General features: G+C 64.5%; 21 protein-coding genes. 7 read left to right on the top strand and 14 right to left on the bottom strand.

The features are described 5' to 3' along the window. Window positions 1-19: 19 nt before the first annotated feature. Together AAFG13_RS28850 and AAFG13_RS28845 are read left to right on the top strand one after the other, a co-directional pair. Complete coding sequence (locus AAFG13_RS28850) at window positions 20-1,333, top strand: ATP-binding protein (protein ID WP_249132551.1); 1,314 nt, start codon at window positions 20-22, stop codon at window positions 1,331-1,333. Continuing rightward, window positions 1,323-1,859, top strand: coding sequence for a response regulator transcription factor (locus AAFG13_RS28845; protein ID WP_212311899.1), 537 nt, complete (start codon window positions 1,323-1,325; stop codon window positions 1,857-1,859). The genes AAFG13_RS28850 and AAFG13_RS28845 overlap by 11 nt, the downstream gene beginning before the upstream one ends. Before the next feature lie 71 nt (window positions 1,860-1,930). Here AAFG13_RS28845 and AAFG13_RS28840 read toward each other — a convergent pair whose 3' ends face one another. Next, complete coding sequence (locus tag AAFG13_RS28840) at window positions 1,931-2,329, bottom strand: nuclear transport factor 2 family protein (RefSeq protein WP_342708926.1); 399 nt, start codon at window positions 2,327-2,329, stop codon at window positions 1,931-1,933. Between the two features lie 229 nt (window positions 2,330-2,558). Between AAFG13_RS28840 and AAFG13_RS28835 the strand changes: the two genes are divergently transcribed. After that, complete coding sequence (locus AAFG13_RS28835) at window positions 2,559-3,026, top strand: hypothetical protein (protein ID WP_342708925.1); 468 nt, start codon at window positions 2,559-2,561, stop codon at window positions 3,024-3,026. Here AAFG13_RS28835 and AAFG13_RS28830 read toward each other — a convergent pair. The 6 genes from AAFG13_RS28830 to AAFG13_RS28805 all read right to left on the bottom strand — a co-directional run bounded on the left by AAFG13_RS28830 (window position 3,007) and on the right by AAFG13_RS28805 (window position 11,526). After that, the gene (locus tag AAFG13_RS28830) at window positions 3,007-4,227 is read right to left on the bottom strand and encodes an MFS transporter (protein ID WP_342708924.1); all 1,221 of its coding nucleotides are present in this window, start codon (window positions 4,225-4,227) and stop codon (window positions 3,007-3,009) included. The genes AAFG13_RS28835 and AAFG13_RS28830 overlap by 20 nt on opposite strands. 207 nt (window positions 4,228-4,434) lie before the next feature. After that, window positions 4,435-5,229 carry a CarD family transcriptional regulator gene (locus AAFG13_RS28825; protein ID WP_212311903.1) on the bottom strand — a complete coding sequence of 265 codons (795 nt, stop codon included), beginning with the start codon at window positions 5,227-5,229 and terminating at the stop codon, window positions 4,435-4,437. Window positions 5,230-5,660: 431 nt separating this feature from the next. Beyond that, complete coding sequence (gene fdxA, locus AAFG13_RS28820) at window positions 5,661-5,999, bottom strand: ferredoxin FdxA (RefSeq protein WP_092120017.1); 339 nt, start codon at window positions 5,997-5,999, stop codon at window positions 5,661-5,663. A 195-nt stretch (window positions 6,000-6,194) separates the two neighbouring features. Next, window positions 6,195-6,479, bottom strand: a complete 285-nt coding sequence (locus tag AAFG13_RS28815; protein WP_342708923.1) for an RNA-binding S4 domain-containing protein — start codon at window positions 6,477-6,479, stop codon at window positions 6,195-6,197. A 45-nt stretch (window positions 6,480-6,524) separates the two neighbouring features. Continuing rightward, on the bottom strand, window positions 6,525-10,043 hold the full coding sequence (locus tag AAFG13_RS28810) for a helicase-related protein (RefSeq protein ID WP_342708922.1): 3,519 nt from the start codon (window positions 10,041-10,043) through the stop codon (window positions 6,525-6,527). A gap of 673 nt (window positions 10,044-10,716) precedes the next feature. After that, window positions 10,717-11,526, bottom strand: coding sequence for a DUF3108 domain-containing protein (locus AAFG13_RS28805; RefSeq protein WP_312011687.1), 810 nt, complete (start codon window positions 11,524-11,526; stop codon window positions 10,717-10,719). Between the two features lie 373 nt (window positions 11,527-11,899). Between AAFG13_RS28805 and rpmB the strand changes: the two genes are divergently transcribed. Then, a complete protein-coding gene (rpmB, locus tag AAFG13_RS28800; RefSeq protein WP_212311906.1) occupies window positions 11,900-12,208 on the top strand; it encodes a 50S ribosomal protein L28 in 309 nt (102 codons plus the stop codon). 223 nt (window positions 12,209-12,431) lie between these two features. On the opposite strand, the gene AAFG13_RS28795 is transcribed toward rpmB, so the two are convergent. Both AAFG13_RS28795 and AAFG13_RS28790 read right to left on the bottom strand, forming a co-directional pair. Next, entirely contained in the window at window positions 12,432-13,886 is a 1,455-nt protein-coding gene (locus AAFG13_RS28795) for a dsDNA nuclease domain-containing protein (RefSeq protein WP_342708920.1), read from the bottom strand. 349 nt (window positions 13,887-14,235) lie between these two features. Continuing rightward, window positions 14,236-14,433: a hypothetical protein gene (locus tag AAFG13_RS28790; protein ID WP_342708919.1), complete on the bottom strand. Its 198-nt coding sequence runs from the start codon at window positions 14,431-14,433 to the stop codon at window positions 14,236-14,238. Window positions 14,434-15,946: 1,513 nt separating this feature from the next. Between AAFG13_RS28790 and AAFG13_RS28785 the strand changes: the two genes are divergently transcribed. Next, window positions 15,947-16,174: a hypothetical protein gene (locus tag AAFG13_RS28785; RefSeq protein WP_212311911.1), complete on the top strand. Its 228-nt coding sequence runs from the start codon at window positions 15,947-15,949 to the stop codon at window positions 16,172-16,174. Between the two features lie 385 nt (window positions 16,175-16,559). Continuing rightward, entirely contained in the window at window positions 16,560-17,765 is a 1,206-nt protein-coding gene (locus AAFG13_RS28780; protein ID WP_342708918.1) for an ABC transporter substrate-binding protein, read from the top strand. Window positions 17,766-17,983: 218 nt separating this feature from the next. Here AAFG13_RS28780 and AAFG13_RS28775 read toward each other — a convergent pair whose 3' ends face one another. The 4 genes from AAFG13_RS28775 to AAFG13_RS28760 all read right to left on the bottom strand — a co-directional run bounded on the left by AAFG13_RS28775 (window position 17,984) and on the right by AAFG13_RS28760 (window position 24,838). Next, the gene (locus tag AAFG13_RS28775; protein WP_342708917.1) at window positions 17,984-18,946 is read right to left on the bottom strand and encodes an alpha/beta hydrolase; all 963 of its coding nucleotides are present in this window, start codon (window positions 18,944-18,946) and stop codon (window positions 17,984-17,986) included. Window positions 18,947-18,990: 44 nt separating this feature from the next. After that, the gene (locus AAFG13_RS28770) at window positions 18,991-20,766 is read right to left on the bottom strand and encodes an NAD(P)/FAD-dependent oxidoreductase (RefSeq protein WP_342708916.1); all 1,776 of its coding nucleotides are present in this window, start codon (window positions 20,764-20,766) and stop codon (window positions 18,991-18,993) included. A 75-nt stretch (window positions 20,767-20,841) separates the two neighbouring features. Then, window positions 20,842-24,294, bottom strand: coding sequence for an acyl-[ACP]--phospholipid O-acyltransferase (locus AAFG13_RS28765; RefSeq protein WP_342708915.1), 3,453 nt, complete (start codon window positions 24,292-24,294; stop codon window positions 20,842-20,844). 286 nt (window positions 24,295-24,580) lie between these two features. Continuing rightward, a complete protein-coding gene (locus AAFG13_RS28760) occupies window positions 24,581-24,838 on the bottom strand; it encodes a hypothetical protein (RefSeq protein ID WP_212311916.1) in 258 nt (85 codons plus the stop codon). Window positions 24,839-24,890: 52 nt separating this feature from the next. On the opposite strand from AAFG13_RS28760, the gene AAFG13_RS28755 reads away from it, so the two are divergent. Beyond that, entirely contained in the window at window positions 24,891-25,511 is a 621-nt protein-coding gene (locus AAFG13_RS28755; protein ID WP_342713414.1) for a TetR/AcrR family transcriptional regulator, read from the top strand. Here AAFG13_RS28755 and AAFG13_RS28750 read toward each other — a convergent pair whose 3' ends face one another. Beyond that, window positions 25,512-25,931: a hypothetical protein gene (locus tag AAFG13_RS28750; protein WP_212311918.1), complete on the bottom strand. Its 420-nt coding sequence runs from the start codon at window positions 25,929-25,931 to the stop codon at window positions 25,512-25,514. Window positions 25,932-26,000 lie beyond the last annotated feature (69 nt).

Raw genomic sequence — 26,000 nt, 5'->3', positions numbered from 1 at the left:
GACCGTGATGCCGTCCGCCATGCGCGCGGCAGCCGGCATGCCGCTCGATCTCGCAGCGCCCGCCGACCTCGCGACCAATCGCAAGAACATGGCCCTGCTGGTCCAGCTGCGCTGGATCGCCGTGATCGGGCAGATCGCCACCATCGGCTTCGTGCAGTTCTGGATGGGCGTCGCGCTGCCGCTGCTGCCGATGGCCGCCGTGATCTTCGGGCTCGTCGCGCTCAATCTCGTCAGCCTGCTGTGGCTGCGCTACCGCGCCGACATCAACAACCGCGAGCTGCTGGTCGCGCTGGCGCTCGACGTTGCGGCGCTGACCGCCCTGCTCTATCTCAGCGGCGGCGCCACCAATCCCTTCACGTCGCTCTATCTGCTGCAGGTCACGCTCGGCGCGGTGCTGCTCGATGCGCCCTCGACCTGGTCGCTGGTGGCGCTGGTCTGCATGAACTTCGCCTGGCTGACCAGCTACTACCGGCCGCTGGAGCTGCCGCAGGGCTTTGCCGAGGCCTTCAATCTCTACATCGCCGGCACGTTCATCGGGCTCGTGCTCGACGCCGTGCTGCTCGTGGTGTTCATGACCCGGATCAACCGCAACCTGCGCGACCGCGACTTCCGCCTCGCGGCGCTGCGCCAGCACGCGGCCGAGCAGGACCACATCGTGCAGATGGGCCTTCTGGCCTCAGGCGCCGCGCATGAACTCGGCACGCCGCTCGCCTCGCTCTCGGTCATCCTGGGCGACTGGCGCCGGATGCCGGCGCTCGCCTCCGATCCCGAGCTCTCGCAGGACCTCGGCGAGATGGAGATCTCGGTGCAGCGCTGCAAGTCGATCGTGACCGGCATCCTGCTGTCGGCTGGCGAAGCCCGCGGCGAAGGCTCCTCGCCGACCACGGTCGCGGCGTTCCTGACGGCGCTGGTGGAGGAATGGCGGACGACGCGGCCGTCGGCGACTCTGTATTTCCGCAACGCCTTCGGCGCCGATCTGGCGATCGTCTCCGACATCGCGCTCAAGCAGGCGATCTTCAACGTGCTCGACAATGCCGCCGAGGTCTCGCGTGACTGGATCGAGCTGATGGCCGAACGCAATGCCGACAAGCTTGTGCTGTCGGTGACCGACCGCGGTCCGGGCTTCTCGCGCGAGATGCTGGCGCATGTCGGCAAGCCGTATCAGTCCACCAAGGGCAGCTCCGGCAGCGGCCTCGGCCTGTTCCTGGTCGTCAATGTCGTGCGCAAGCTGGGCGGCGTGGTGACGGCGCGCAACCGGCCGGACATCGGCGCCGCGGTCAGGCTCGAGCTGCCGCTCTCGACGCTCGCGATCGGAGACCATCTTGACGGATGAACGCCAGCTCCTGATCGTCGAGGACGATGCAGGCTTTGCCCGCACACTGAAACGCTCGTTCGAGCGCCGCGGCTACGGCGTCGCGGTGTCGGCTTCGCTCGACGAGGTCCGCGAGCTGCTCGAGCAGCAATCGCCCGGCTATGCCGTCGTCGACCTGAAGCTCGCCGGCGGCGCGTCGGGCCTTGCCTGCGTCGAGGCGCTGCACGCGCATGACCCTGACATGCTGATCGTGGTGCTGACGGGATTCGCCAGCATCGCGACCGCGGTGGAAGCGATCAAACTCGGCGCCTGCCATTATCTGGCCAAGCCGTCGAACACCGACGACATCGAGGCCGCGTTCCAAAAGGCCGCCGGCAACGCTGCCATCGAGGTCGGCGCGCGGCCGACCTCGATCAAGACGCTGGAATGGGAGCGCATCCACCAGACCCTGATGGAGACCGATTTCAACATCTCCGAAGCCGCGCGGAGGCTCGGCATGCATCGCCGGACGCTGGCGCGCAAGCTCGAGAAGCAGCGGGTGAAGTAGACGATAGAGGCGGATGATGCCAACGAAGCACGCGAATCCGCGCCTGCTTCAGCCGGCCGCCTCCCGCTCCGTCACGTCATCGCGGCGACATCCGCCGCAGTGTCAATGTACTCCTGAAAATAGACCGCCTTTCCTCCGCGGTACTTGAAAACATGGGCCCATTCGTTCTTGACGGTCTTGCCTGTTCTCTTTGCCCGCGCCGTGAGCGCACCCAAGACCACGACAGTGTCGCCCTGCTCAATCATCTCACGCGGTGCAAACTCGCTGAATTCCAGATTCTCGCCGACCTGGACGAAGAAGTTTGCAATCTGCTGCTTTCCTCTAAAGGTCCCGGCCCAAGGCAATTTATCCTGGGGACCTGGCGTTATCCACGTGCAGTCGTCATCGATCAGATCTCTCATGAGCGCCGGAATGTCACCACGTTGAAAGGCCTCATAACCCTTCCTGGTTGCCTCAACATTGGATGTCATCGGATTTCTCCTCGCTGCAAATTGATGGGTCACCTTAATGTCGATCAAATAGCGGCCGGGCAGCCAGCATAGCACGCCGCGCTCCGATCACCGTCGTCATCCGTGAAACAACACAGCACGATTCTGGTCAGGATTGCTTACGTGGCTTTCAGCCGTTCGGTGCCCGGAGGTCCGCGCCTCACCGCGATCAAGAGGTTTCACTTCATGCGGGCTACGATTGGAGAGCCGCGTGCACACGCCGTTGCCGCTCACTCCGGTGCCGGTGTATAGCGACAGCATGAGTTACGCCGACGACCTGTTCCAACCCGGCACCGATGATGCCGACGACGCCACCATGATCGCGGCGGCGATCCGCTGCATCGACGATTTCACCGACCGCTTCAACGCCTGCGATCTCGCCGGCATGGATGCGCTGCTGCACTTCCCGCACGTCATCCTGTCCGGCGAGCAGCTCGTGATCCGGGAACGGCCGGGCCAGTTGCCGGCGTCGTTCTTCGACGATCTGGCGCGCACCACGGGGTGGGCGAAGAGCACCTATCAGCGCGGGGAGCCCGTGCTGGTCGGTCCGCGCAAGGTGCATCTCGTGGTCGAATACAGCCGCGACCGCGCCGACGGATCGATTGCCAGCCGTCACCGTAATCCGTGGATCGTGACGTCGGAGGATGGCCGCTGGGGCATCAAGCAGCGCTCGTATTGAGCACACGGCGCGGCAGCAGCAGCGGCGTCGCCAGCAAGAGCAGCCCGCTCAGCGCGATCGCCGTCCGGACACCGGCGAAGCCCGCCAGCACGCCCCAGAGCGCGGTCAGCACCGCGATGGTTGCGCTGCTGGTGATGGTCCAGGCCGAGAGCACCCGCGCGGTCCGCTCCATCTCGATCTGGGCCAGACGATAGGCCGCAAACACCGGATTGAAGATGCCGGCGCAGGTGACGAGACCGAACTGAAGCGCAAAGACGACGGCGATGCCCGCCGCACCGTTCGGCATGAAAGCGAGGCCGAGCGACCAGCACGCACGCAGCGCACCGGCCGCGAGCAACACATTGTACTGCCCGAAGCGCGCGGCGAGCGCAGGCGCGAGCCGTGCGCCGATCAGGCCGCCGATACAGGGCGCCCCGAATGCGAGCCCGTACTGCCACGGCGCAAAGCCGAGATCGCGGAGCATCAGCACCGCGAGCAGCGGCGCCGTCGCCATGATCAGGCCATTGACCAGCACGGTGTTGAAGAACAGCAGGCGGAGCACCGGATGCGCGAGGATGCTGCGCCATCCCTCGATCAATTCGGCCGAGCGAAATCCCCGGGCATGGCACTGGGCGGGCGCAGGCTCGCTCCCGCCGATCCGCCGGATGGCCAGCGCCGAGAGCAGGAAGCTGACCGCATTGGCGATCACGGTGACAACAGGGCCGAGCACGCCGATCGCCGCGCCGCCGAGCGGCGGGCCGATCGCGGTCGCGGTCCAGGTCGTGGCTTCGAGCCGCCCGTTCGCGATCACCAGATCGTCCGGTTTTACGAGTGCCTTCAGACAGGCGCCGCTCGCCGCTCGGAACGCGATATCTGCGGCGGCCATGATGACGGCGACGACGACGAGCTGGACGAAGGTCAACCGTCCCAGCACGAACGCGATGGGAACGCTGATCGTCGCGGCAAAGCGGATCAGATCCATCGCGATCATCACCGGCCGCTTGCGGCGGAATTCGATCCAGGGCCCGAGCGGCACCGCCACCGCGGCCCCGGCCAGCAGGCCGACCGCTGCAAGTGCCGAGACCGCCTCCGGCCTTGCGTGCAGCACCAGGATGGCAAGCAGCGGGAACGCGTCGAAGGCGATCCAGGTGCCGAAGGTCGAGACCGCAAACGCGGTCCACAGCCAGTCGTAACCGCGCCCCAGCGACCGTCCTGCAAGCATGCCGCGCCCCTCGCTGGTCCTAAGATCTCGCCGCCAGCGTGGCGCAGCAGGTCATGAGTCGCGGCGATCAGCCAAGGGGCGATTGCGGCAAGGCGATATGCAAGGCCGTACGCACAACGCCGCTTCCGTGCCCAGCGAGATCGTGCACCAAAACAAAAAGCCCGGTCGTTGTGACCGGGCTTTCCGTCTGTAATGTTGCAGCGCTATTTAGGCGGCTTCGTCTTCGACGGCGGTATCGTCACCATCAGAGTCGAGATCCTCACCGTCGGCATCGCCCTCGGCCTCGCCTTCAGCGGACTCGGCCTTGGCGCCGCGGCGCGGGCTCTTGGCGAGCTGGCCTTCGATCTCCTTGATCGCCTCGGTCTCGGTCGAGTGCTGCACGACAGCGATTTCGCGCGACAGACGGTCGAGCGCTGCTTCATAGAGCTGGCGTTCGCTATAGGACTGCTCGGGCTGCGATTCCGAACGATAGAGGTCGCGGACCACCTCGGCGATCGCGACGATGTCGCCCGAATTGATCTTCGCTTCGTATTCCTGGGCGCGGCGCGACCACATGGTGCGCTTGACGCGGGCGCGGCCCTTCAGCGTCTCCAGCGCCTTCTTGACCAGCGCCGGCTCCGACAGCTTGCGCATGCCGACATTGGCGACCTTCGCCGTCGGCACCCGCAGCGTCATCTTGTCCTTCATGAAATTGATCACGAACAGCTCGAGCTTGGCGCCCGCGATCTCCTGCTCCTCGATCGCCAGGATCTGGCCGACACCGTGAGCGGGATAGACGACGAATTCATTGGCCTTGAAGCCCTGGCGCTGGGTCACGACCTTCTTCTCTTCCGGGCGGGACGGAGCGGCCGGCTTGGCGGCAACCTTCGGAGCAGCGGCGGGGACGGCAGCCTTCGGGGCGGCCGGCTTCGGCGCAACAGCAGCAGTCTTGGGGGCGACCTTCGCAGCAGCGGGCTTCGCAGCTGCCGCTTTCGCGGCAGTCTTGGCAGTCTTTTCTGGCATCACGCTTCTTTTGTTCTTTGAGGACTTTGCAGCCGCCGCCTTCTTGGCCCCCTTCACGGGCGCCTTGGCACGGCCCTTGGTTGCGCTGCGAGCAACGACAGCGGCTTTCTTTGTCGTCTTTGAAGCACTCTTTTTACGCGTTTTCTGTGACACAGCCTGCGCGCGGAAACTGCCACGCCCCTGTTCGATGTTTGCGGGAACCTCGAAGCCACAAGGTACGCATGGCAGGGGGTTCTTGGCCTGTAATGGTGCAGATATAGCACATTTTCCGCAAAAATCAATGGTTTACGCCCGATTCCGGGCATAACAGGGCATCCTCAGGTCATATGTCCGTCATTAGGGTTAAATCGGCGGCCGAACGGAGGGCCGCGGCGGGCCCAAGCCCGCCCTTATCGGGGTAGTCCCGACGGCTGCTTGCGAACGTTAGCGAATCAGTCGCCGCTGCCCGGATTCGGAGAAAAATATTTCTCGAACTTGCCTTCCTTGCCTTCCCACTCCTTGGCGTCCTCGGGCGAGTCCTTCTTCTGGGTGATGTTCGGCCAGCTCTTGGCATACTCGGTGTTGACCTCGAGCCACTTCTCCAGCCCCGGCTCGGTATCCGGCTTGATGGCGTCAGCCGGGCATTCCGGCTCGCACACGCCGCAATCGATGCATTCGTCAGGATGGATGACCAGCATGTTCTCGCCCTCGTAGAAGCAATCGACGGGGCAGACCTCGACGCAGTCGGTATATTTGCACTTGATGCAGGCTTCAGTGACGACGTAGGTCATCCAAAACTCCGGAACGATCAACTTTTCTGGGGTTGCGTAGCGCAGGAATACCGGGGCCGCAAGGGAAGCCGCACCCGAAAAACGCCAGTATTCTCACGACCCTGCCACCGATTTTATTTGGAGCATGATCCTGATCGGAAAACCGGACCCCACTTTTCCGGATCATGCTCAATTGAGATAGCAAGCGCTAGATAACTACTCCTTACCGGCTTGCAAATTGCCGGCCTGCAAATCCTGGTACAGCACGCGCGCCGAACGCGCATCGCCGCGCCGCTCGGCGAAGCCCGTGACCTTCAGCACGCGGACGCTGTTGTCGAGCGCGACGGTGATGACGTCGCCCGCCTTCACGGCATGGCCCGGCGATTTCTCGCGCGTGCCGTTGATACGAACATGACCTGATGCGACGAGTTCAGCCGCGCTGGTGCGGGCCTTCACCAGGCGCGCGTGCCACAGCCATTTGTCGAGCCGCTGTCTGTCCAAGCGTCAGACCAAGAACTAGACCAAGAACTAGCACCAAGGGTTGGATTATTCCTTCCGGCCGGCGAGCTGCTCCTTCAGGGCAGCGAGCTTGGCGAACGGCGAGTTCGGATCGATCGGACGGTCGCGCTCGCGCGGCGCGCTCGACGCGTAGGGCCGATGCGACGGGCCGCCCTCGCGCTTGTCGCGACCGCCCTTGCCGAAATCGCGGCCGCCGCGGTCACGATCGCCGCCCTTGCGATCTCCGCCGCCGAACTTGTTGTCGCGGCGACGCTCATCGCGACCCTTGCCCTCGAAGCGCTCGCGGCGCTGGCCCTTGTCCTCGCGCGGCGCGCCATCGGCAGGCGCGGCAGCGACCGGCGCAGCGCCGTCAGCGGGCGCGGCTGGGCGCGGAACGCGGAAGTCCTGGTGACGACGCGGCCGGCGATGATGCTCGCGCTTCTCGCCCTCGCCGCCGCCCTCAGCGGCCTGCGCGCCCTCGGCGGGCTTGTTCTGATGACGGCCGCGGTTGCGGTCGTGGCCGCGATGATGCGGACGGCGCTCGTCGGAGCGACCACCGGGACGCCAGACTTCGACCATTTGCGGCTCGGCCGGCGTCTCCGCGGCCGCGGGAGCGGCCTCGGCGGTTGCTGCGTCAGCGCTCGCGGTCTCCGCGGGCGCTTCGGCGGTGGGCTCTGACGCTGTCTCTGCGGCAACGGCTTCAGTCAGCGTCTCCGCAGCGGCTTCAACGGCGGGCGCGGGCTCGGCTGCAACTTCAGCAGCGGGCGCTTCGGCAACAGCGGGCTCATCGACCGGCGCAGCGCGCTCGGCCACCGCATCCTGCTGGGTCTCGATAACGACGGGCGTCGCTTCGCTGGCGACCACCTCGGCAAAGCCGACATCGGGCAGCAGTGCGGCCGACGGCGCGGGATCGCCGGATACCGGCTGGTCGACGGCAGCTTCGGCCTCGGGCGCAGCGGCAGCCTCCGGCGCATCGGCCACCACCTCAGCGGCGGCATCGACGGGCGCATCTGCGGCGGCATCAGATGTCGCCTCAGCCGGCGGCGCCTCCGCGGCGACGGTCTCGGCGGTCTCGACCGGCGCAACCTCGACAGCCTTCGGCGGCAGCGGCGGACGGCGGTCCATGCGGTAGCCGAGCGCGCGCAGGATCGAGGCAAAGTCCTCACCGGCGGAGCCGGTCAGCGAAGTCATCGCCTGGGTGACGACAAAGCCGCGGCCGTCGAACGCGCCGGCGGGCTTCTCGCCCGGCGAGGTCTCGCGCCACGCCAGCGCCGGACGGATCAGATCGGCGAGCCGCTCCAGGATGTCGACGCGCACCGCGCGCTCGCCGCACTGGCGATAGCCGAGCACGCGATAGCCGTCGCGCGGCAGGGCCTTGTCGACCGGGAACGAGGTGCGGCCGCTGGAGGCGAGATGCTGCACATTCGACAGCGCGCCCATGTCGACATTGCTCTGCTTCTCGGCCCACAGCAGCGAGGCCAGCGAGCGCGCCGCAGGCTTGAGCAGCTGCGGGAAATAGATGTGATAGGCACCGAAGCGCACGCCATATTTGCGCAGCGCGGCGCGCGAGGGCTGGTCGAGATCCTTCATCTCGGCGGCGATCTTGCTGCGCTCGAGCACGCCGAGCGCCTCGACGAGCTGGAAGGCGATGCCGCGGGCGATGCCCTGGATATCCTCGGCCTTGGACAGTTCGAACAGCGGCCCGAGCAGCTTTTCGATATGCGTCTTGAGCCAGAGATCGAGCCGGGTCTGCACGGCCTCGCGCGAGGCGCCGGTCAGCCGCTCGTCGGAGATGATCCGCAGTCGCGGATGCAGCGCGTCGTCGGCGGCCACCAGCTTGGCCACCGCATCGCCGGTCCAGCGGATGGTGCCGTCGGAGGTCAGCACGAACTGCTCGTCGGGAGCGGCGCCCAGTTTCTCGGCACGCGTATCGATCTCGCGCGCCAGCACCTGCTGGGCGGCGGCTTGCAGCGCCTTGGCGTCGCTGCCGGCCTCGGCCGCATCAGGTGCGAAGGTGAAACCATCGAGCCGGCCAATCGCGTGGCCTTCCACGATCACTTCACCGGTCTTGCCAATTTCCGTATTCAAAACTGAGTTCTCCCGCAGGCGGCGCATCAATACACTGGTCCGCCTGTCAACGAAACGCTCCGTGAGCCGTTCATGCAGCGCATCGGACAATTTATTTTCGAGCTCGCGCGTGATCCCCTGCCAGTGGTCCGGGTCGTAGAGCCAGTCGGGCCGGTTGGCAACGAAGGTCCAGGTCCGGATCTGCGCGATCCGGCCCGATAGCGTGTCGATATCGCCGTCGGTCCGGTTGGCCTGGTCGACCTGGGCGGCAAACCATGCGTCAGGGATACGCCCCTTTTGCATCAGGAAGCCATACAGCGTGGTCACGAGTTCGGCATGGGCGGCCGGCGCCAGCTTTCGGTAGTCCGGAACCTGGCAGGCCTCCCACAGCCGCTCCACCGCGGCCGGCCCATGCGCGAATTCGCGCACCTCGGCGTCGCGTGCGACATGTTCGAGCACCCGCAGATCCTCGGCCACCGGGGCCCGCGTCAGTGCCTCATGATTGGGCGTCAGCGCCAGCGACACCTGCAACGCGCCGAGCGAGGCGAAATCGAGCCTGGCGTTGCGCCATTGCAGCATCTTGACGCTGTCGAAGGTGTGGTTCTGCAGCGCGTTGACGAGCTCCGGCTCGAACGGCGCGCAGCGGCCCGTCGTGCCGAAGGTGCCGTTGCGCGTGGCGCGCCCGGCGCGGCCCGCGATCTGCGCGAATTCGGCCGGCGTCAGCCGGCGGAACTGATAGCCGTCATATTTGCGGTCGGAGGCGAAGGCGACGTGATCGACGTCGAGATTGAGCCCCATGCCGACCGCGTCGGTGGCGACGAGATAATCGACATCGCCGTTCTGGAACATCTCGACCTGCGCATTGCGTGTGCGGGGCGAGAGCGAGCCCAGCACCACGGCCGCGCCGCCATGCTGGCGGCGGATCAGCTCGGCGATCGCGTAGACCTCATCGGCGGAGAACGCGACGATCGCGGTTCGCCGCGGCTGCCGCGTGATCTTGCGGTCGCCGGCGAATTCGAGCTGCGAGAGCCTCGGCCGCGTGACGATCGAGGCGCCGGGCAACAGCCGCTCGATGATCGGCCGCATTGTGGCGGCGCCCAGCAGCAGCGTCTCGTCGCGGCCGCGGCGGTTGAGCATGCGATCGGTAAACACGTGCCCGCGCTCGAGATCGGCGGCGATCTGGATCTCGTCGACCGCGAGGAACGAGACATCGAGATCGCGCGGCATCGCTTCCACGGTCGAGACCCAGAAGCGCGGCGCCTTCGGCTTGATCTTCTCCTCGCCGGTGATCAGCGCGACATTGTCGACGCCGGCGCGAGCTGCGATCTTGTTGTAGACCTCGCGCGCGAGCAGCCGCAGCGGCAGCCCGATCAAGCCGGACGAATGCGCCAGCATGCGCTCGATCGCGAGATGCGTCTTGCCGGTGTTGGTCGGCCCCAGCACCGCAGTGACGCCTGCGCCGGGCACGCGGTCATTTCCGAACGAAGTTGAGAAAGCCATATTTTGCAGGTGTTTCTTGAATTGTTGGGGCGCTCCCTGTCCCGTCATCCCCGCGCAAAGGCTTCGCCTTTGTCGCTGGAGGTGCGAGCGTAGCGAGCCTCGAAGGATGCACGGCCGAGATCTATCCGCGCGCTTTGATCGGACGTTCCTCTCGCGGACGGAGCGGGGCTGTCGCCCTTCGAGACGGCCGCTCCGCGGCCTCCTCAGGGTGACGGTCTGGCTGCATGTTTCGCATTGGCAGCGTGTTTCGCAAAATCTGTCTCACAATGCGACGCTTTCTGCGCCGCCCTTAAGCTTCGGAACGACTCCGGAACGAATCGCGCCCGAATCGGTGACTCCATTCCAGACCTGAAACGTTCACCGCAACATCTCGGGCAGGCTGACGGCGGCGGCACTAGATCAAGTTTGAGAGGGCTCCACAAGCATGGGATATGCGGACTGAATTCCTTAAATTCCAGGGGCGACCGAGTCGAATCAGAAGCGGGCAAGAGTCAACTGGATTCCGGTGACGTTTGTTGCATTCCGCAGGGCCGCCATCCCTTTCAGACCCGTCATCCTGAGGTGCGAGCGCAGCGAGCCTCGAAGGATGCGCGGCCCGGCTAGTGGCGTCGCCCTTCGAGGCTCGCTCCGCTCGCACCTCAGGGTGACGGTCGAGCAGCGTAGCCCCCGGCCCCTACTGCGTCTTCGCCACGCGCGGCGGCGCGGCTGTGGTGACGAACGAGGTGGCTTCCAGCATGGCCTGGCCGAGCGGGGTCGGGATCGTCATGCGGAACGGCACCAGAAGGCGGGTGCCCGCGATCGGCACGAAGGCGATCTCGATGTTGCGCTGGGCGGCGAGATATTTGATGACAGGACGATCCGGGATGTAGCCCGAAACAGGCACGAAATAGAGCGCGCAGACCAGCGCCGGGCCGTGATAGCCGCGCTCGGCTTTGACGATCTCGACCCGCTTGAAATCGAGCTTGAGGTCGTAGCGCATGCGGCCGTCGAACACGCCGGCGCCGGTGCGGCAGACATCCGGGCTCATCAATTCGGCATTGCCGGGCGCGCGCAGGAACGAGCCGGTCATCGGGTCGAACACGTTCTTCTTCTGCGCCTCGGAGACCGGCAGGCGGTCGGCATCGACCGGCGGCTCCGGCTCGATCGTGGATTCCTTGATGCCGCCACCCGCCAGCACCATCCGGATCGTCTCCGACTTCTTCGAGGTGGTGGTGGTCGCGGTGTAGGAGGAGGCGACCAGCGCGCCGTTGACGACGCGGCCCTGCGAGGCGCCCCCGCCGCTGCCGCCGGAGAACGCCTTCAGGAGGCCCGCGGTGCCGCCCTGGGCCGAGGCCGAGAAGGTGTCGTCGCCGATTTCGATGGTCCAGGTGCCCTTGCCGACCGGGATACCGGCGAGCGTCGCCTCATACTGGGCGTCGAGCCGCCCTTGCGCGCTCGCGCGCTCGGCGCAAAACAGCAAGAGGGCACCGGCGCACAGGCCGATGAGCCGGCCGAGCGGGGGCAAAAAGGCAATGGCGGTGGTCACTTAACCTACCTGACGGTCCTGCTATCGGCGCTCTGTTCGTTGCCCATCTGGTCCTTCAATTCGGCCGGACAACGTGCGCGTCTGTTATGGAACCAAGACTTGCAGCCGAATACGCCCTTTATATGGTTGCGATATCCGCCGTTAAGTGGCTGGTAGCGCTTATGAACCGCCATTTCCTGTGACGTCCATGCGGCGATATAATCTTGACGCTTGGGTATTCTCCCCCTATACACCCGCGGTTCCTGGAAAATGGACGCGAATTCAAAACCCCCGCGCGGGCCGCGTGATCGCACGTGCCGCCCGAAGCGGGGATGCAATAAGGATTTTGGTAATGTCCCGGCGCTGCGAACTGACGGCCAAGGGCCCCCAGACGGGCCACAAGGTGAGCCACTCCAACATCAAGACCAAGCGGCGCTTCCTGCCGAACCTGGCCAACGTGACCTTCATCTCGGACGCGCTCGGCCGCAACGTGCGCCTGCGCGTCTCGACCAATGCGCTGAAGAGCGTCGACCACAATGGCGGCCTCGACGCCTACCTGCTCAAGGCCAAGGCCGAGGTGCTGTCGCCCCGCGCACTCGATCTCAAGCGCGCGATCGAGAAGAAGGTCGGCAAGCCGGTGTTCGTGAAGAAGGCGAGCTGAGCTCAACCGAACGCGGAATTCGCGGAGAGAGTTTTGAACGGCCGGGTCGATGACCCGGCCGTTTTCGTTTTGGGGCGAGCGATCTGGATGGCAAGGGGCCTAGCGCTCAAGGGCGCCTTGCAACCCGATCGCCACACACCATCTTTGATTAGCTCGTTAGCAATGACCTGCTTCGCGTGGCTGCACGCTTACCTTTGGGAACGCTTGCACGCCTTTTGATTGCTTATGTTGAATAGGTCTCTCTCGGTTGGCGATTCCAGTTGTGGCATCGCAGGTAGCTGACGGGCAGAGTATTGGAGTTGTCCGTATGTCGAAGAAATTCGCACGTCGGGCGCGCCTTATTCGAGAGATCCTGGGACTTCTCATAGCTGCTAGCCGGCTGGTGAAGCTCCTCCTGGAAATCTTGGATAGGCTGTTCTAACAAGAAGAAACTTGAGTCCAGATCGGGCTGATCCAGATAACAGAACTTGTAGAAGTCACGGAAGCCGAGCCTCTGAAGATCAGATTCTGGATCCCCTTTCCGTTTTCTCACTTTTAGAAGCGGCGACCCCAGCTGACGCAACAGAAAGTCGCTATAGTTGTAGATATCGTCACCGATGATTGGCTGCTGCCCTGCCGCGAGTGGAAGATTTTCTCGTCCATAATCACCGCCAGCCTCCCACGTTAGCTCAACCGTCGTACTTGTGCTTGGGTTTCTCTCAATTAGTAATTCTGAATTGCCGACGGCAGCTTGAAGCTGAACTCCAACTAACTCACTTTGTATTGCTGGTGTTTTTTGCAATGCTCCGCCTAAGCAATAGTCGATCAACTCGGCAATCGTTGACTTCCCCGTAGACATCTCGCCGTGGAAAAACGAAAGCCTATCTTCGTAAGCGGCACCACCGCTCTTGAACTGATCGATTATTGCGACGATGTCGGCTTTTGAAATGCACTTGCCCGCAAGGGTTTGATCATCGATCAATTTCGCAAGATCGGTGCCGGGCGCGTATAGGTCGGCCAATGTTCCCTTCAGCGTCTTCGTGGAAGCGTCACGCGCCAACGCGATTATCGCATCAGCAATCTGAGCCACTGTAAGATATGGCAGGCCGCTAACACCCGGACATTCTGACAGAGCCTCCCGCACATGAGCGCGGATCGAATAAATGTCGGACCCGTGTCCTCTCAGAGTTGTCTTGAGAAGTGTACCCGAGACTTCGGTCGAGCTCAGCCCGGCAGCGTCAGCAATCCCCTCCACAAACAGCCGAAGTGGGTTGTTGCTTCGAAGCCCCCTTACACCCCCTCTTGCTTGTATGCTGCTAAGCAACCAGTGCAAGTTGGCACTCGAATCTGCATCGTTCCAGAACGTATGGTTCGTTGTGAGATCGAACGCATCGAACGCACTCGGAAATGTCCTATCAAGCAGACAGAATCCTACGAGAGCAGTTTTGACCTGAGCATCGCTGGATTTGAAGGATGGCTGATTTAGTGCACGCGTCTTAATTTGCATTCCCACGAAGCTACCCTGCGGCCGCTTGATCAAGATGTCTTCGTGATTTTCACATATAACCTCTGCAACACCCTCCGGATCGGTGATAAGGCGGATCGCATTTATGGCGGCGTAGCAGTGCTGATAGAAAAATCGCTGCGCTACTTCATCGCCCGGATCAATCTTATCGAGCACCGTGTCTGGGGCGGTCATACGGCTACTTGGCCAAATCGGAACAATGAATATACCTAAGGTAGAGCAAAACTTTCCTTAGATACCAACAACTTCCGAAGAAGCCTAGAGAGATCGAGAGCAACTTTCGGCTTAAGCGGCCGGCCTTTTCAAGGCGACACCGCCCGTCCAGCGTCCGCTACGAAAATATTCCTATTCCCAGACACCAACTCAGCATTACAAGCAGCGCGACCCGCCTCCTCTGAGAGGGGCGTATCGCGATCGTCACGGACGTTGGGTGCAGGATGCAGTGGACGCGAGAAGCGCGCGAGACGAGCGCTCCAGGTCGTGACGCGCTGCGAGGACGAGACGCATCGCGCCATCGCCCGTCTCACTTCGGCGAGCGCAGCCCCGGCGACATCACCCACGCGTTGATGTGCGAGGCGGTCTCGGCCTGGCGGGCCATGCGGATCAGGCGGTCGCGTGCGACGCCGGGAGGCATGACACGGGCTTCGCCGCGGAGGCGGATCGATTCATCCGCAAGGCGTTGCTCGGGGGACCTGCGCGGGTTGGGAAGGCTGTTCTGCATCACGCTGCTCCATTCCATCCGAAGGCGGGAGCGCAACTGGCGTTCTCGGTCACCGGCCATGCCGGATATTCGCGCGGTGATGGACCGAGCCTACGCCTGCGGGGCGTGGCCGGACGGTGCACTAGTGAACACAGCGAAGGAAATCGACCGCGACCACTTGAAGGGAGCTGGCACCCCAGGGGAAGTGCACGGCCCTGGCTTTGGGGGCAGGGGAATTGCAGGGCCGTGCAGGCCGGCAATCCAGCCCGCTGCATCAAGTCGATGCCGCAGCGCTTGTTCCACGGCTGCGACAACGGTGCGCCGGAAGGCGAATTTCGTCAGCAAATTCAAAGCGACACACCCTGTCCAGACCTCGCGAAGAAAATATTCCTCTTCCCTGAGGCCCCAACTCAGCATTACAAGCAGCGCGTCCCGCCTCCTCTGAGAGGGGCGTATCGCGATCGTCACGGACGTTGGGTGCGGGATGCGGTGGACGCGAGTGGCGCGCGAGACGAGCGCACTTCATCGCGGACGGTGAAAGCGTGTGGTCCTGACGCCCCAGTGGCTGGTGTCCTCCCGCAAGGCGCGAAAGCGCTTCTGCGGAAGCGGTGGCAAACAAGCCCGGTCTCGCCGGGGAGAGCACGTATAAGCCGTAACCCATCCGCGCGGGGAACGCCGGGATCGCCCGGCCGTACCTGTGGTCCTACCTCCCGAGCTTTTTGTTGCTCGGGACCCATGGGTGCGTGCTGGCACCCGGCGTTCCCTGCGCCCTCTGCTTCATCAGCGAGGGTCAAGCTGCCGCAAAGCTCGGGCCGATCGCGCCGCGAGATGACGCGCGCACGCCCTCTCCCGCTGTCTGACAGGTGAATCGATCCGACCGACGCGCGTGCAGGCGCTGCGCGCTGGCGAGGTGGATTCTTCTTTGCGCAATGACGTGCGAAGTAAAATCATCCATCGTGTCGCGCGCGGAGAGATGGATTGCTTTCCGCCTTCGCTAAAGCTTCCGCCTTCGCCAAGGCTTCGGCGGACAAGACGGCGCGACAGGCCTCGCAATGACGACGGCGCTATGGCAAGTCAGCTGACAGCTGCTGCCAATGACAGCGGTGTCATCGCTTCCATCACGCGCACATCACACGAATCTCTGCGTGATGCGTCGAAAGCGCGTGAAAAAAGCCTTAACGCACGCGCCTCGCACAACGCAGAATGCCTCTAAATCACGGCAAAAACGGCTCGTCGCAGCGGCTTGTCGCGCCGAAGCCTTGGCGAAGGCGGGCGTTAATCACAACCTCACGCGATCAATCACGAGCGCATGAGGCACATGCAAAACGCCACGATCTCTTCCAACTCAGGGTGTGCAAACAAGCCGTCCGACACGAATGCGATTCGACGCGGCGACCGCCGCGCGGCTCGAACACCGTGAGGGACATCACGGCCGGCACAACTGATTGTGAGGCATGTGCGCCGCACTCTTGGGAAGAAGCCTGGCCGTTCTTACATCACGTCCGAAGAACGACCCCAATAAAGGAATTGGTCAATGCAAGTTCGCGCAGCCGATACGCGCGGAAGACTGGTGCCTGCGCTCGCAACCGCCGCCGTGGCGGTGCTGGCCACGGCAGTCCTCGTCATCCTCGAATTCAACCCGCCCCGCAATGTGCAGGCCGCGGCCGAGCCCGGCATGATCACCTCCGCCGCCGCCAGTAGAGCCGGCGCCACGGTGCTGCCGACCGATCCGGTCACCACCGGCAGCGTGCGCTACCGCTGAGATCAAGAGTTCTCCCTCGCCCCGCTCTTGCGGGGCCGAGACGAGCGAAGCTCGCTCTTAGAGGGTTGGGGTGAGGGACTCTTTCCACACGATAGGTCACTGATAGACCTGTACCCCCTCACCCGGATCGCATTGCGCTACGCTCCATGCCATCCGACCTCTCCCCGCAAGCGGGGCGAGCTAAGAAACGCCCCGCACGCGGGGAGATTTTGAGAATCATTCCACATCGCGGCAGGCCACCGCACACTCGTTGAGTTCGCCAACCTCGGCATTACACCCGCCGCATTTTCGCATCCCTGCCCCGGCGTCTCGTCGCAAGCCTGCCTCCCTCGACCTGCGTAAGCTCTCCCTCGCGAACAATAAGAACGCCACAGGGAGGCTCACGATGATCTGGAAGGCCATCACGGCAGCACTCGCGCTTGCGCTCGCGACACAGGCGCACGCCGCCGAGAAGAAATATGGCGCTGGTACCAGCGACACCGAGATCAAGCTCGGACAGACCTCGCCGTTCTCGGGCGCGGCGTCGGCCTACAGCGTGATTGCGAAGGTGCAGGCCGCCTACTTCAAGATGATCAACGACCAGGGCGGCGTGAACGGGCGCAAGATCAATCTGAACACCCTCGACGACGGCTACTCGCCGCCGAAGACGGTGGAGCAGACCCGCAAGCTGGTGGAGCAGGAGGAGGTCGCCGCGATCCTCAATCCGCTGGGCACGCCGACCGGCCTTGCCGTGCGCAAATATCTCAACGACAAGAAAGTGCCGCAGCTGTTCGTCGGCGCCGGCGCCACGCTGTGGGGCGACTATCAGCATTATCCGTGGTCGATCGGCTTCCAGCCGTCGTACCAGGCCGAGACCGCGGTCTACGCCAAATATGTGCTGACCAACAAGCCGGACGCCAAGATCGCGCTGTTCTACCAGAACGACGACGCCGGCAAGGATTACGGCAACGGCTTCAAGAAGGGGTTGGGGCCGGAAAACACCGCCAGGATGGTGGTGGCGGAGACGACCTATGAATCGACCGACCCGACGGTCGACAGCCAGATCGTGAAGCTGAAAGCCTCCGGCGCCAACGTGCTGTTCATGCACGCGATCCCCAAGCAGGCGGCGCAGGCGATCAAGAAGATCGGCGAGATCGGCTGGAAGCCCGACATGTTCTTCCTCGCGGCGACCTCGACCTCGGTGTCCTCGGTGCTGAAGCCGGCCGGCTTCGAATACTCGAAGGACATCATCTCGTCCTACTCGCTGAAGGATCCGAACGATCCGCAATGGAAGACGGATCCGGACGTGATCGCCTGGCAGGACTTCATGAAGAAGTACTTCCCGGACGGCAATCTGCAGGACCAGCTGATCGTCTACGGCTACGTGGTGGCGGAGGCGACGGTGCAGGTGCTGAAGCAATGCGGCGACGACCTCACCCACGAGAATATCATGAAGCAGGCCGCCAACCTCGACATCGCGCTGCCGATGTTCCTGCCCGGCATCAGGGTGAAGACCTCGCCGACCGACTACTTCCCGGTCGAGGCGATGCGGCTGCAGAAGTTCAACGGCGAGACCTGGCAGCTGTTCGGCGACACCATCGGGAATGATTGAGGGATGTGATTGAAGGCTGAACTATCCACATCGTCGTCCCGGCCGAGTACGCAATTGCGCACGGGGCCGGGACCCATAACCACCGCAGCCCGTTGTTGGAGCAGGCTGTGGCCCCAGCATCGTACACCATCGACATTCGGGGTAATGGGTCCCGGCCTTCGCCGGGACGACGCGGAGGTTGGACTCCCTCGTTAACAACCACCGGGACGACGAGGAGGCTACACTCCGCGCTCCAGCAACACCCGAAAATCCGCCCGCGCCCGCTGTGCCTCGGCGCGCGCCGCCTCCGAGGCATCGCCGAGACCAAAGTAGCCGTGAATGAGGCCCTCGCCGGAGTGATACGCGACCTGCACACCGGCCGCCTGCAACGCCTTGGCATAGGCGTGGCCCTCGTCGCGCAGCGGGTCGAACCAGGCCGTGGTGACGACAGCCGGCGCGACACCGGCGAGAGACTTCGCGCGCAGCGGCGAGACGCGCCAGTCAGAGCCCTGCGCGGGATCTGCGAGATAATGCCCCGCGAACCACTGCATCGTCGCACGCGTCAGGAAGTAGCCCTCGGCATTCTCGGCGCGCGACGGAAATTTCGCGTTCTGCGCGGGATCGGCAAAACTGCCGACCACGTCGGTGACGGGATAGACCAGCAATTGCCCGGCCAGCCTGATGCCGGCGTCGCGGCAGGCGAGCGCCGTGGTGGCGGCGAGATTGCCGCCCGCGGAATCGCCGGCGACGCCGATACGCGAAGGATCACCGCCGAATTCACTGAGGCGCGCGACGACGTCGCGGACAGCAGTGAATGCATCCTCGAAGGCGCCGGGAAAATGCGTCTCCGGCGGGCGGCGGTAATCGACCGAGATCACGACAGCGCCGGTCTCGATCACGAGGTTGCGGGCCTGGCGGTCATGGGTCTCGAGATCGCCGGCGACCCAGCCGCCGCCGTGGAAGAAGATCACGGTCGGCGCCGTGCCACGGCCGTTGCGGTAGAGCCGCGCCGCGAGCTTGCCCGCAGCGCCGGCGACCGCGATATCATCAGCCACATCGACCGGCGGCGGCGGCACCTCCTTGCGCGCCTCGGCCAGCGCCCGCAGCGAATCGCGGCAGCTCTGCGGCGTCATGGTTGCGGGCTCGCGCAGCGGCAGCAGCGGAATGATCGTCTCAATGACGGGATCGAGCGGAAGCGGCATGGGAATCCTTCTAAGTCAGCGCTTACAGGACAGGTGCTTGCAGTTCAGGTCAGATGCTTGGAAAGGCTGCCGGCCTCGATCGCGGCGATTTGCAACGCGATGAAGCGGCTATAGATACGGGCCTGCGAGAACGCCCCGCCGGTGAACCAGAGGCCGGGCTGGCCCGTGCGCCTCCACATGTTGCGCAGCTCCTGCGTCGCATCGTCGAAGCCCCAGACACGGCCGACGCGCCGGGCGACATCCTCGCCGAACAGCCTGCCTACCAGATGGTCAGGGCCCTTGTAGCCGGTGGCGAGCACGAACAGCTCGGCGGCGAGCGACGTGCCGTCCTTCAGCGCGAGGCCATCAGCGGTGATATCAGCAATGTCGGCGGCCTGGATCAGGCGGACCTTGCCGTCGGCGATCAGCTCGGAGCAGCCGACATTGAAATAATAGCCGCCGCCGCGGGAGCGGAACTTCAGCGGCCAGCCGGTGCCGTCCTCGCCGAATTCGAGCCGGAAGCCGGCGCGCTCCAGCCGCGACAGCAACGGCGCATCGAGCCGCTTGACCTCGTCGGTGATGATCCGGTGCGCGATCTTCATGACCGGCAGCGGCACGCCGGAATTGAGGATGTCGCGCACCTCGATCGGCGGGCCGTCGCCGAGATAGGTCTTGTCGTAGAGCTGCGCCGGCTCGACATTGACCACCAGGGTCGGACTGCGCTGAATCATCGTGACGTCGGCGCCGGCGGCATGCAGCTCCTGGCAGATGTCATGCGCGCTGGTGCCGGTGCCGAACACGACGACCGAGCGCCCGGCCCATTCGCGTCCTGCCACGAACGCGCTGGAATGCAGCACCCGGCCCTCGAAGCGCTCGATGCCTGGGATCGCGGGGATATTCGGCGTGCCGCTGACACTGGTCGCAAGCACGATGTGCTTCGGATGCAGCGTACGCGGGCCGTTAGGCCGTTGCAGCGTCACCGTCCAGCGTTGCGTCATCTCATCGTAGCGCGCGCCTTCGAACGAGGTCTCGGTCCAGAAGTCGACCTCCATGATGTCGACATAGCTTTCCAGCCAGTTCGCGATCTTGTCCTTCGGGATGTAGTCCGGAAAGGTCTGCGGGAACGGCAGATAACGAAACAGATTGACCGGCGTCTTGTTGTGCAGCTTGAGGCCGCGATAGCGCAGCCGCCAATTGTCGCCGATGCGCTGCTGGCGATCGACGATCAGGGCATCGAGCCCGATCCGCTTGCACTCGACGGCGGCCGCGATGCCGGCATGGCCGCCACCGACGATCAGCACATCGGGCTCGCGGTCGGCATAGGCGCGCGAGGCCTGCCGCTGCTCCAGCCAATCGGGTGCGGCGAAATCGCGCGCGTGGGATTGTTCGGCGGTGTGCGTAGCGCGCGCGTCGCAGATGCGGTCGAAGTCAGGCATCGTGGAGAACGTCCACGCCGCGGAATTTCCGTCCGCGCCGCGCAACAAGCGGACCGCGCCGGTGCCAGGGCCATTCGACGTATCGAAGGTAAAGACCGCCTCGATCACCTCGCATCCGGCCACCACGGCCCGCCGCGGTATCAAGGCACGATCGTCGAGACGAAATGCGCGCGCGTTCACGGCGGCAGCACGTGCGAGCAACTCGGCAACGACGCGCTGTTGCCCGCTGAAGGTCGCAAAATGCCAGGAGATGCCGAAGATGTTGCGCCAGTGGCTGTCGGGCGCGAACAGCGCGGAGAGAGCATCAAGGGAGCGGCTGGCGAGCGCCACATCCAGCGCGCCGATCCATCGCTCGGCTAACAGTTCAGGCGCATCCTCTGTAGCCGGGTTCAGTTTGTCCAGCATGATCGTGCTTTCTCAGGAGCAGTTGCCGACTATCTGACAACATGCTCCCGAAAAGCACAACCATCATGCCAAGACTCATGCAACGTGTTGCCGCAGCGAGTCCGGCTCGGCCTCGTCGGCGGCGGGCTCCGCCTGCACCGCAGGCGCCGCGGCGAGTTCCTTCGCAAGCGCAGTAGCACCGACATAGTCGGTCTTGCCGGTGCCGAGCAGCGGCACCTTGTCGACCACGCGGATGTCGGCGGGTACCGCGAGCTCGGAGGCGCCGACGCTCTTGGCCTGGCGCTGCATCGCGGCGCGATCGGCATTCCTCTCGGTGGTGAGCAGCACGATGCGTTCGCCCTTGCGCGCGTCGGGGATCGAGACCGCAACCGACATCGCCTGCGGCCACAGCGCCGATGCCATCGTCTCCACCGCGGAGAGCGAGACCATCTCGCCGGCGATCTTGGCAAAGCGCTTGGCGCGGCCCTTGATCGCGATGAAGCTCTGAGCGTCGACCGTGACGATGTCGCCGGTGTCGTGCCAGCCCTCGGGCAGCGGCTCGAGCACGCCTGGATTTTCGGCGCGGAGGTAGCCGAGCATCACGTTCGGGCCCTTCACCGACAGGCGGCCGCCTTCCTCGATGCCGGGGACCGGATCGAGGCGGTATTCCATCAGCGGCGAAATGCGGCCGACGGTGCCCTGGCGGTTCGCCATCGGGGTGTTCATTGCGAGCACCGGCGCGGTCTCGGTGACGCCATAGCCCTCGAGGATGCGGATGCCGTAGCGTTCCATGTAGATCTGTCTGGTGCGCTCCTTCACCGCTTCGGCGCCAGCAATGACGAGCCGCAGCGTGCGGAAATCATAGGCATGCGCGGAGCGGGCGTAGCCGGTGAGGAAGGTGTCGGTGCCGAACAGGATGGTCGCGCCGGTCTGGTAGATCAGCTCGGGCACGATCCGGTAGTGCAGCGGCGACGGATACATGAAGATCGGGATGCCGCCGAGCAGCGGCATCATCATGCCGCCGGTCAAACCGAACGAATGGAACACCGGCAGGACGTTGAACACCTTGTCGTTGGCATTGGCATCGACCCGCGCCAGCGCCTGCGCCGCGTTGGCAAGGATGTTGCGGTGGGACAGCACGACGCCCTTCGGCGTGCCTTCCGAACCCGAGGTGAACAGGATGACCGCCGGATCGTTGGCCTGGCGGGCGACGCGCGGAGCGATGCCGGCGCGGAAGCCTGCGATCTTGTCGGCGAGGCCGACGTCGGCCCTGACGTCCTCGAGATAGACGACGCGCGCCTGGCCCGCCATCGCCGTGATCAGCTTGTCGAGCTTGCCCTTCTCGATGAAAGCCTGCGAGGTCAGCACGGTCTTCACCTGCGCCGCCTTCATCGCGGCCAGCACGTTGACCGGACCGGCCGAGAAGTTGAGCATCGCCGGCACGCGGCCGATGGTCTGCAGCGCCATGAAGACGACGGCAACGCCGGCCGAGTTCGGCAGCAGCACGCCGACATTCTCGCCGACCGTGGTGCCCTGCTCGAGCTTGCGGCTCAACACCTGCGCGCCGAGGATCAGTTTGCGATAGGTCAGCTTGGTGCCGAGCGCGTCCTCAATGATCGGCTTGCCGGTGTCGCGGTCGCGACAGGCATGACCGAGGCCCTCGAACAGCGTCTGGTCGAGCATCGCGTTCTGGACCATGGCGTTGATCATGACGTCCTGCAGCGCGGCGCCGGCGGCATTGCGGCGCGCCTTGCCCTTCAGCGACTGGTCGATCGGCAGCTTCACCGGCGGCAGGATCGAGATCGTCACCTTGGGGAACCAGGAGCGCTTGATCTCGCCATTCTTGAGATAGCTGAGATGCGAACGCTGGGCGCCCTCGATGCGGACCGGAACGACGACCGCATCGGCCTTGTCGGCGATCATCGCGGTGCCGTCATAGACCTTCATCAACGAACCGGAGACCGTGATGCGCCCTTCCGGGAAGATCACGACCGGCTCGCCGGCGGCCACCAGCTTGATCAGGTCGCGCGCGGCCAGCGGCTTGGACGGGTCCATCGTGTAGTGCTTGATCATCTTCAGGAACGGCTTGGCCCACCACGCCTTGGCGATGCCAGTGTCGACGGCGAAGCTCGCGTCGATCGGCAGCATGGCGTGCAGCAGCGGGCCGTCGACCAGGCTGACATGGTTGGGCGCGATCAGCATCCGCGTGCCTGATGGAGGCAAATTCTCCATGCCGCGCACCTCGAGCCGGAACAGCGCACGGAACAGCAGCGCGCCGAAATCGCGCACGCCTTCCTTGCCCCACTTGTTCAGCACGAACCAGACGGTGCCGAAGCTCGCGATCGCAAGGCCGAAGAAGATCCAGGCGATCGGCAGGCCGGCAGCTTGCAGCGCGCCGACGGACACCGCGCCGGCAACCATGAAGCCTGCCTGCAGGATATTGCCGGCAGCGATGATGCGGGCGCGCTCGGACGGCGCGGTCCAGGCCTGCACGGCCGCAAACGACGGCACCACGAACAGGCCGCCGCCGAACGCGAACAGGAAGAAGTCGGCCAGCATGCGGAAGCCGCCGAACGAGGACGCGAACGCGGCCGCGGTGACGTCCCTGCCGAGCGAGGTGGTGGCGATAGCCCAGGCGAGGTCGAGGCCGATCACGCCCATCACGATGGCGCCGATCGGCACCAGCGCGAGATTCGGGCGAACATGGCTCAATTGCGCGGCGAACAGCGAGCCGGCGGCGATGCCGATCGCGAATACGGCGAGGCACAGCGTGACCACGCCCTCAGTGCCGCCGACGCCCTCCTTGATCAGCGCGGGCAGCAGCGACAGCACGATCGCGCCGACCATCCAGAACCAGGACACGATCACCATGCCGTCCCACAGCCGTTGTTCGGCATAGAGCGACTTCAACAGGCGCACCGTTGAGGTCCAGGGATTCTTGGTGATCGGCAGATCCGGCGCGGAGGGCTGCGTCACCGGAATGCGCGACGCAAATCCCCAGGACAGCACCGACAGACCGACCACGGCGGCACAGATCCAGCCCATGTGGCTGGCGCCGGCGACGAACATGCCGCCCGCGATGGTGCCGATCAGGATCGCCATGAAGGTTGCGCCTTCGACCAGCGCGTTGCCGGTCGCGAGCTCGGAAACCGACAGCTGGTCGGGCAGCACGGCATATTTCACCGGGCCGAACAGCGCGGCAACGATGCCGAACAGCGCCAGCGCGATGAACAGCAGCGGGATCGAATGGGTGAAGAAGCCGGCCGCCGCAAAGGCCGCGGCGAAGATCTCGAAGAACTTCAGCCGGCGCGCGACGACGGACTTGATGTAGCGGTCGGCGAGCTCGCCGCCGAGCGCCGACAGCACGAAGAACGGAGCGATGAAGACCGCACCCGCGAGCTGGACCAGCGCCGGCCCCTGCTCGTTGGCGATGCCATATAGCAGCATGATGACCAGCGCGTTCTTCAGCACGTTGTCGTTCAGCGCCGAGCAGAACTGCGACCAGAACAGCGGCGCGAAGCGGCGGGACGTCATCAATTCCTTGATCATGACCGGTTCCTTGGGTTAGCGCGCACGGCGCTGGCAGGTCTGCGAATTCGGGTGGCAGAGAAGGGTGGGCGTAGTGAAAATGACGAAGATGCCGCAGCCTTTAGTCTTTTCCGCAACGTATCGGTTCGAACCAGCGCGGATCGGCCGCGCCGGGCGCCGCGACAATGCCCGGCAGAAATGTACGAGACCTTATCCAGGGTTGTGGTCGATCGACATCGAAACGGGCTCGCGAGGGACATAGTGAGTGCTTCGTTGAGGTTTCGGCGACAATTGCGGAGTGGGCGCGTCAGGTCAGATCACTCAAGCCGCCGAACGGCGACCATCGGCAGCGGCGTGACTTGCGCCAGCTACCCCGCTGGGCCGCCGGGCGCGGCGCGCGCCGATCGGCGCGCCGCTGCTCCAGCACGCCTGCGACGTCGCAGGCGCGGGCGATCCGCTCGATCGGCGCCATCGCCAGTGCGAAGATGGCGCGGCCAAAGCCCGCCACGAGCTCGATCGCCTCATCGACAAGGGTGGTGGTCAATTGAAGTGCTAGGGTCTGCATGTGAGTGGCCTCCTATACCAACTTGAGCAACGCTCAAATTAGTAATATGAAAATGAACATTGTTCAAGAAGAATCGCGACGAGACCGAAAGAAACTTCAGCGGCGAAGTCTGCTGATCGAGATCGCGCGCCGGTATATTGCAGCTAAAGGCTTGAGATCATTGAAAGTTCGCGATGTCTCCGAGGCCGCCGGCTGCTCCATCGGCAGCGTCTATAACGAGTTCGGCGACTTCGACGGCCTGATCCTGACCGTGAACCGGGAGACCGTTCAGGCCCTGACCGCACGGCTCACGGCAGTCCCGGCCGACGATCCCCTGCGCCAGCTGCACGGGCTTGCGGACGCCTATCTCGGCTTCGCCACCGAGCACGCCAATCTGCTGCGCTCGCTGTTCGAGCATCGGATGGAGGATGACCGGCCGTTTCCGGAAGACATCCTCGCGATGGTGATGGATGCGTTCGCGCTGATGCACGCGCCGCTGGTGCGGCTGTTGCCCGATCGCGACCCAGACGACGTCGCGCTGCTGTCGCGGATGATGTTCTCCGCGGTCCACGGCATCATTTCGCTCGGCCTCGAGGAGCGCATGGTCGCGGTGCCGCCGGAGCAGCTGCGCGAGCGCCTCGCGCAGTTCGTCGACACGCACCTTGCGGGATTGGGCGTCACGCGCGGCGGGTAGTCAGACCCGGGTGCGGGCGATCGTGCCGGCGACGATCTGCATGGCGACGCCGAGCACCCAGCCCGCCATGATCGCCGCGGTCCAGGCGATGTCCGGCTCGCTGCGTAGCACGACGACACCAACCGAGAAGAACGCGACCATGGTCGCGAGGAAGGTACCGATCGCGCTCAGTAGCTCTGCCGCGTCGATCTTGCGCGTCGAGCTCCCGTCCTTCGGATGGAACAGCTTTGGCGGCGTGTCGATGCCGACATAGAATCCGATCGCACCGCCCAGCATCATGATCAGCAGGAACGCCTGCGAGGTCAGCGCCGACACGCTGGAGCCGACATGGATGGCGACGAACAGACCGCTTGCAGCCCCCGCCAGGGCAAGGCCGAAGCGCTCCAGGATATGGGCAAATTTTCTGACGCGGCTGCGCATTGCTGTGCCTCATCAATGAATTGCGCCACCGGTCAGGCTAGGCCTTTTCGTTACGCCGCGAAAGTCGTC

This window comes from Bradyrhizobium sp. B124, assembly GCF_038967635.1.
Taxonomy (GTDB): domain Bacteria; phylum Pseudomonadota; class Alphaproteobacteria; order Rhizobiales; family Xanthobacteraceae; genus Bradyrhizobium.
This window is presented reverse-complemented; position numbering and strand designations above follow the sequence as displayed.

Bases quoted from the DNA above. Each gene is read 5' to 3' on its own strand.
- AAFG13_RS28850 (WP_249132551.1), top strand. From the start codon at position 20: ATGCGCGCGGCAGCCGGCATGCCGCTCGATCTCGCAGCGCCCGCCGAC.
- AAFG13_RS28840 (WP_342708926.1), bottom strand. From the start codon at position 2,329: ATGACATCCAATGTTGAGGCAACCAGGAAGGGTTATGAGGCCTTTCAA.
- AAFG13_RS28830 (WP_342708924.1), bottom strand. From the start codon at position 4,227: ATGCTTGCAGGACGGTCGCTGGGGCGCGGTTACGACTGGCTGTGGACC.
- AAFG13_RS28825 (WP_212311903.1), bottom strand. From the start codon at position 5,229: ATGCCAGAAAAGACTGCCAAGACTGCCGCGAAAGCGGCAGCTGCGAAG.
- fdxA (WP_092120017.1), bottom strand. From the start codon at position 5,999: ATGACCTACGTCGTCACTGAAGCCTGCATCAAGTGCAAATATACCGAC.
- AAFG13_RS28810 (WP_342708922.1), bottom strand. From the start codon at position 10,043: ATGGCTTTCTCAACTTCGTTCGGAAATGACCGCGTGCCCGGCGCAGGC.
- rpmB (WP_212311906.1), top strand. From the start codon at position 11,900: ATGTCCCGGCGCTGCGAACTGACGGCCAAGGGCCCCCAGACGGGCCAC.
- AAFG13_RS28795 (WP_342708920.1), bottom strand. From the start codon at position 13,886: ATGACCGCCCCAGACACGGTGCTCGATAAGATTGATCCGGGCGATGAA.
- AAFG13_RS28790 (WP_342708919.1), bottom strand. From the start codon at position 14,433: ATGCAGAACAGCCTTCCCAACCCGCGCAGGTCCCCCGAGCAACGCCTT.
- AAFG13_RS28785 (WP_212311911.1), top strand. From the start codon at position 15,947: ATGCAAGTTCGCGCAGCCGATACGCGCGGAAGACTGGTGCCTGCGCTC.
- AAFG13_RS28780 (WP_342708918.1), top strand. From the start codon at position 16,560: ATGATCTGGAAGGCCATCACGGCAGCACTCGCGCTTGCGCTCGCGACA.
- AAFG13_RS28775 (WP_342708917.1), bottom strand. From the start codon at position 18,946: ATGCCGCTTCCGCTCGATCCCGTCATTGAGACGATCATTCCGCTGCTG.
- AAFG13_RS28770 (WP_342708916.1), bottom strand. From the start codon at position 20,766: ATGCTGGACAAACTGAACCCGGCTACAGAGGATGCGCCTGAACTGTTA.
- AAFG13_RS28765 (WP_342708915.1), bottom strand. From the start codon at position 24,294: ATGATCAAGGAATTGATGACGTCCCGCCGCTTCGCGCCGCTGTTCTGG.
- AAFG13_RS28760 (WP_212311916.1), bottom strand. From the start codon at position 24,838: ATGCAGACCCTAGCACTTCAATTGACCACCACCCTTGTCGATGAGGCG.
- AAFG13_RS28755 (WP_342713414.1), top strand. From the start codon at position 24,891: ATGAACATTGTTCAAGAAGAATCGCGACGAGACCGAAAGAAACTTCAG.
- AAFG13_RS28750 (WP_212311918.1), bottom strand. From the start codon at position 25,931: ATGCGCAGCCGCGTCAGAAAATTTGCCCATATCCTGGAGCGCTTCGGC.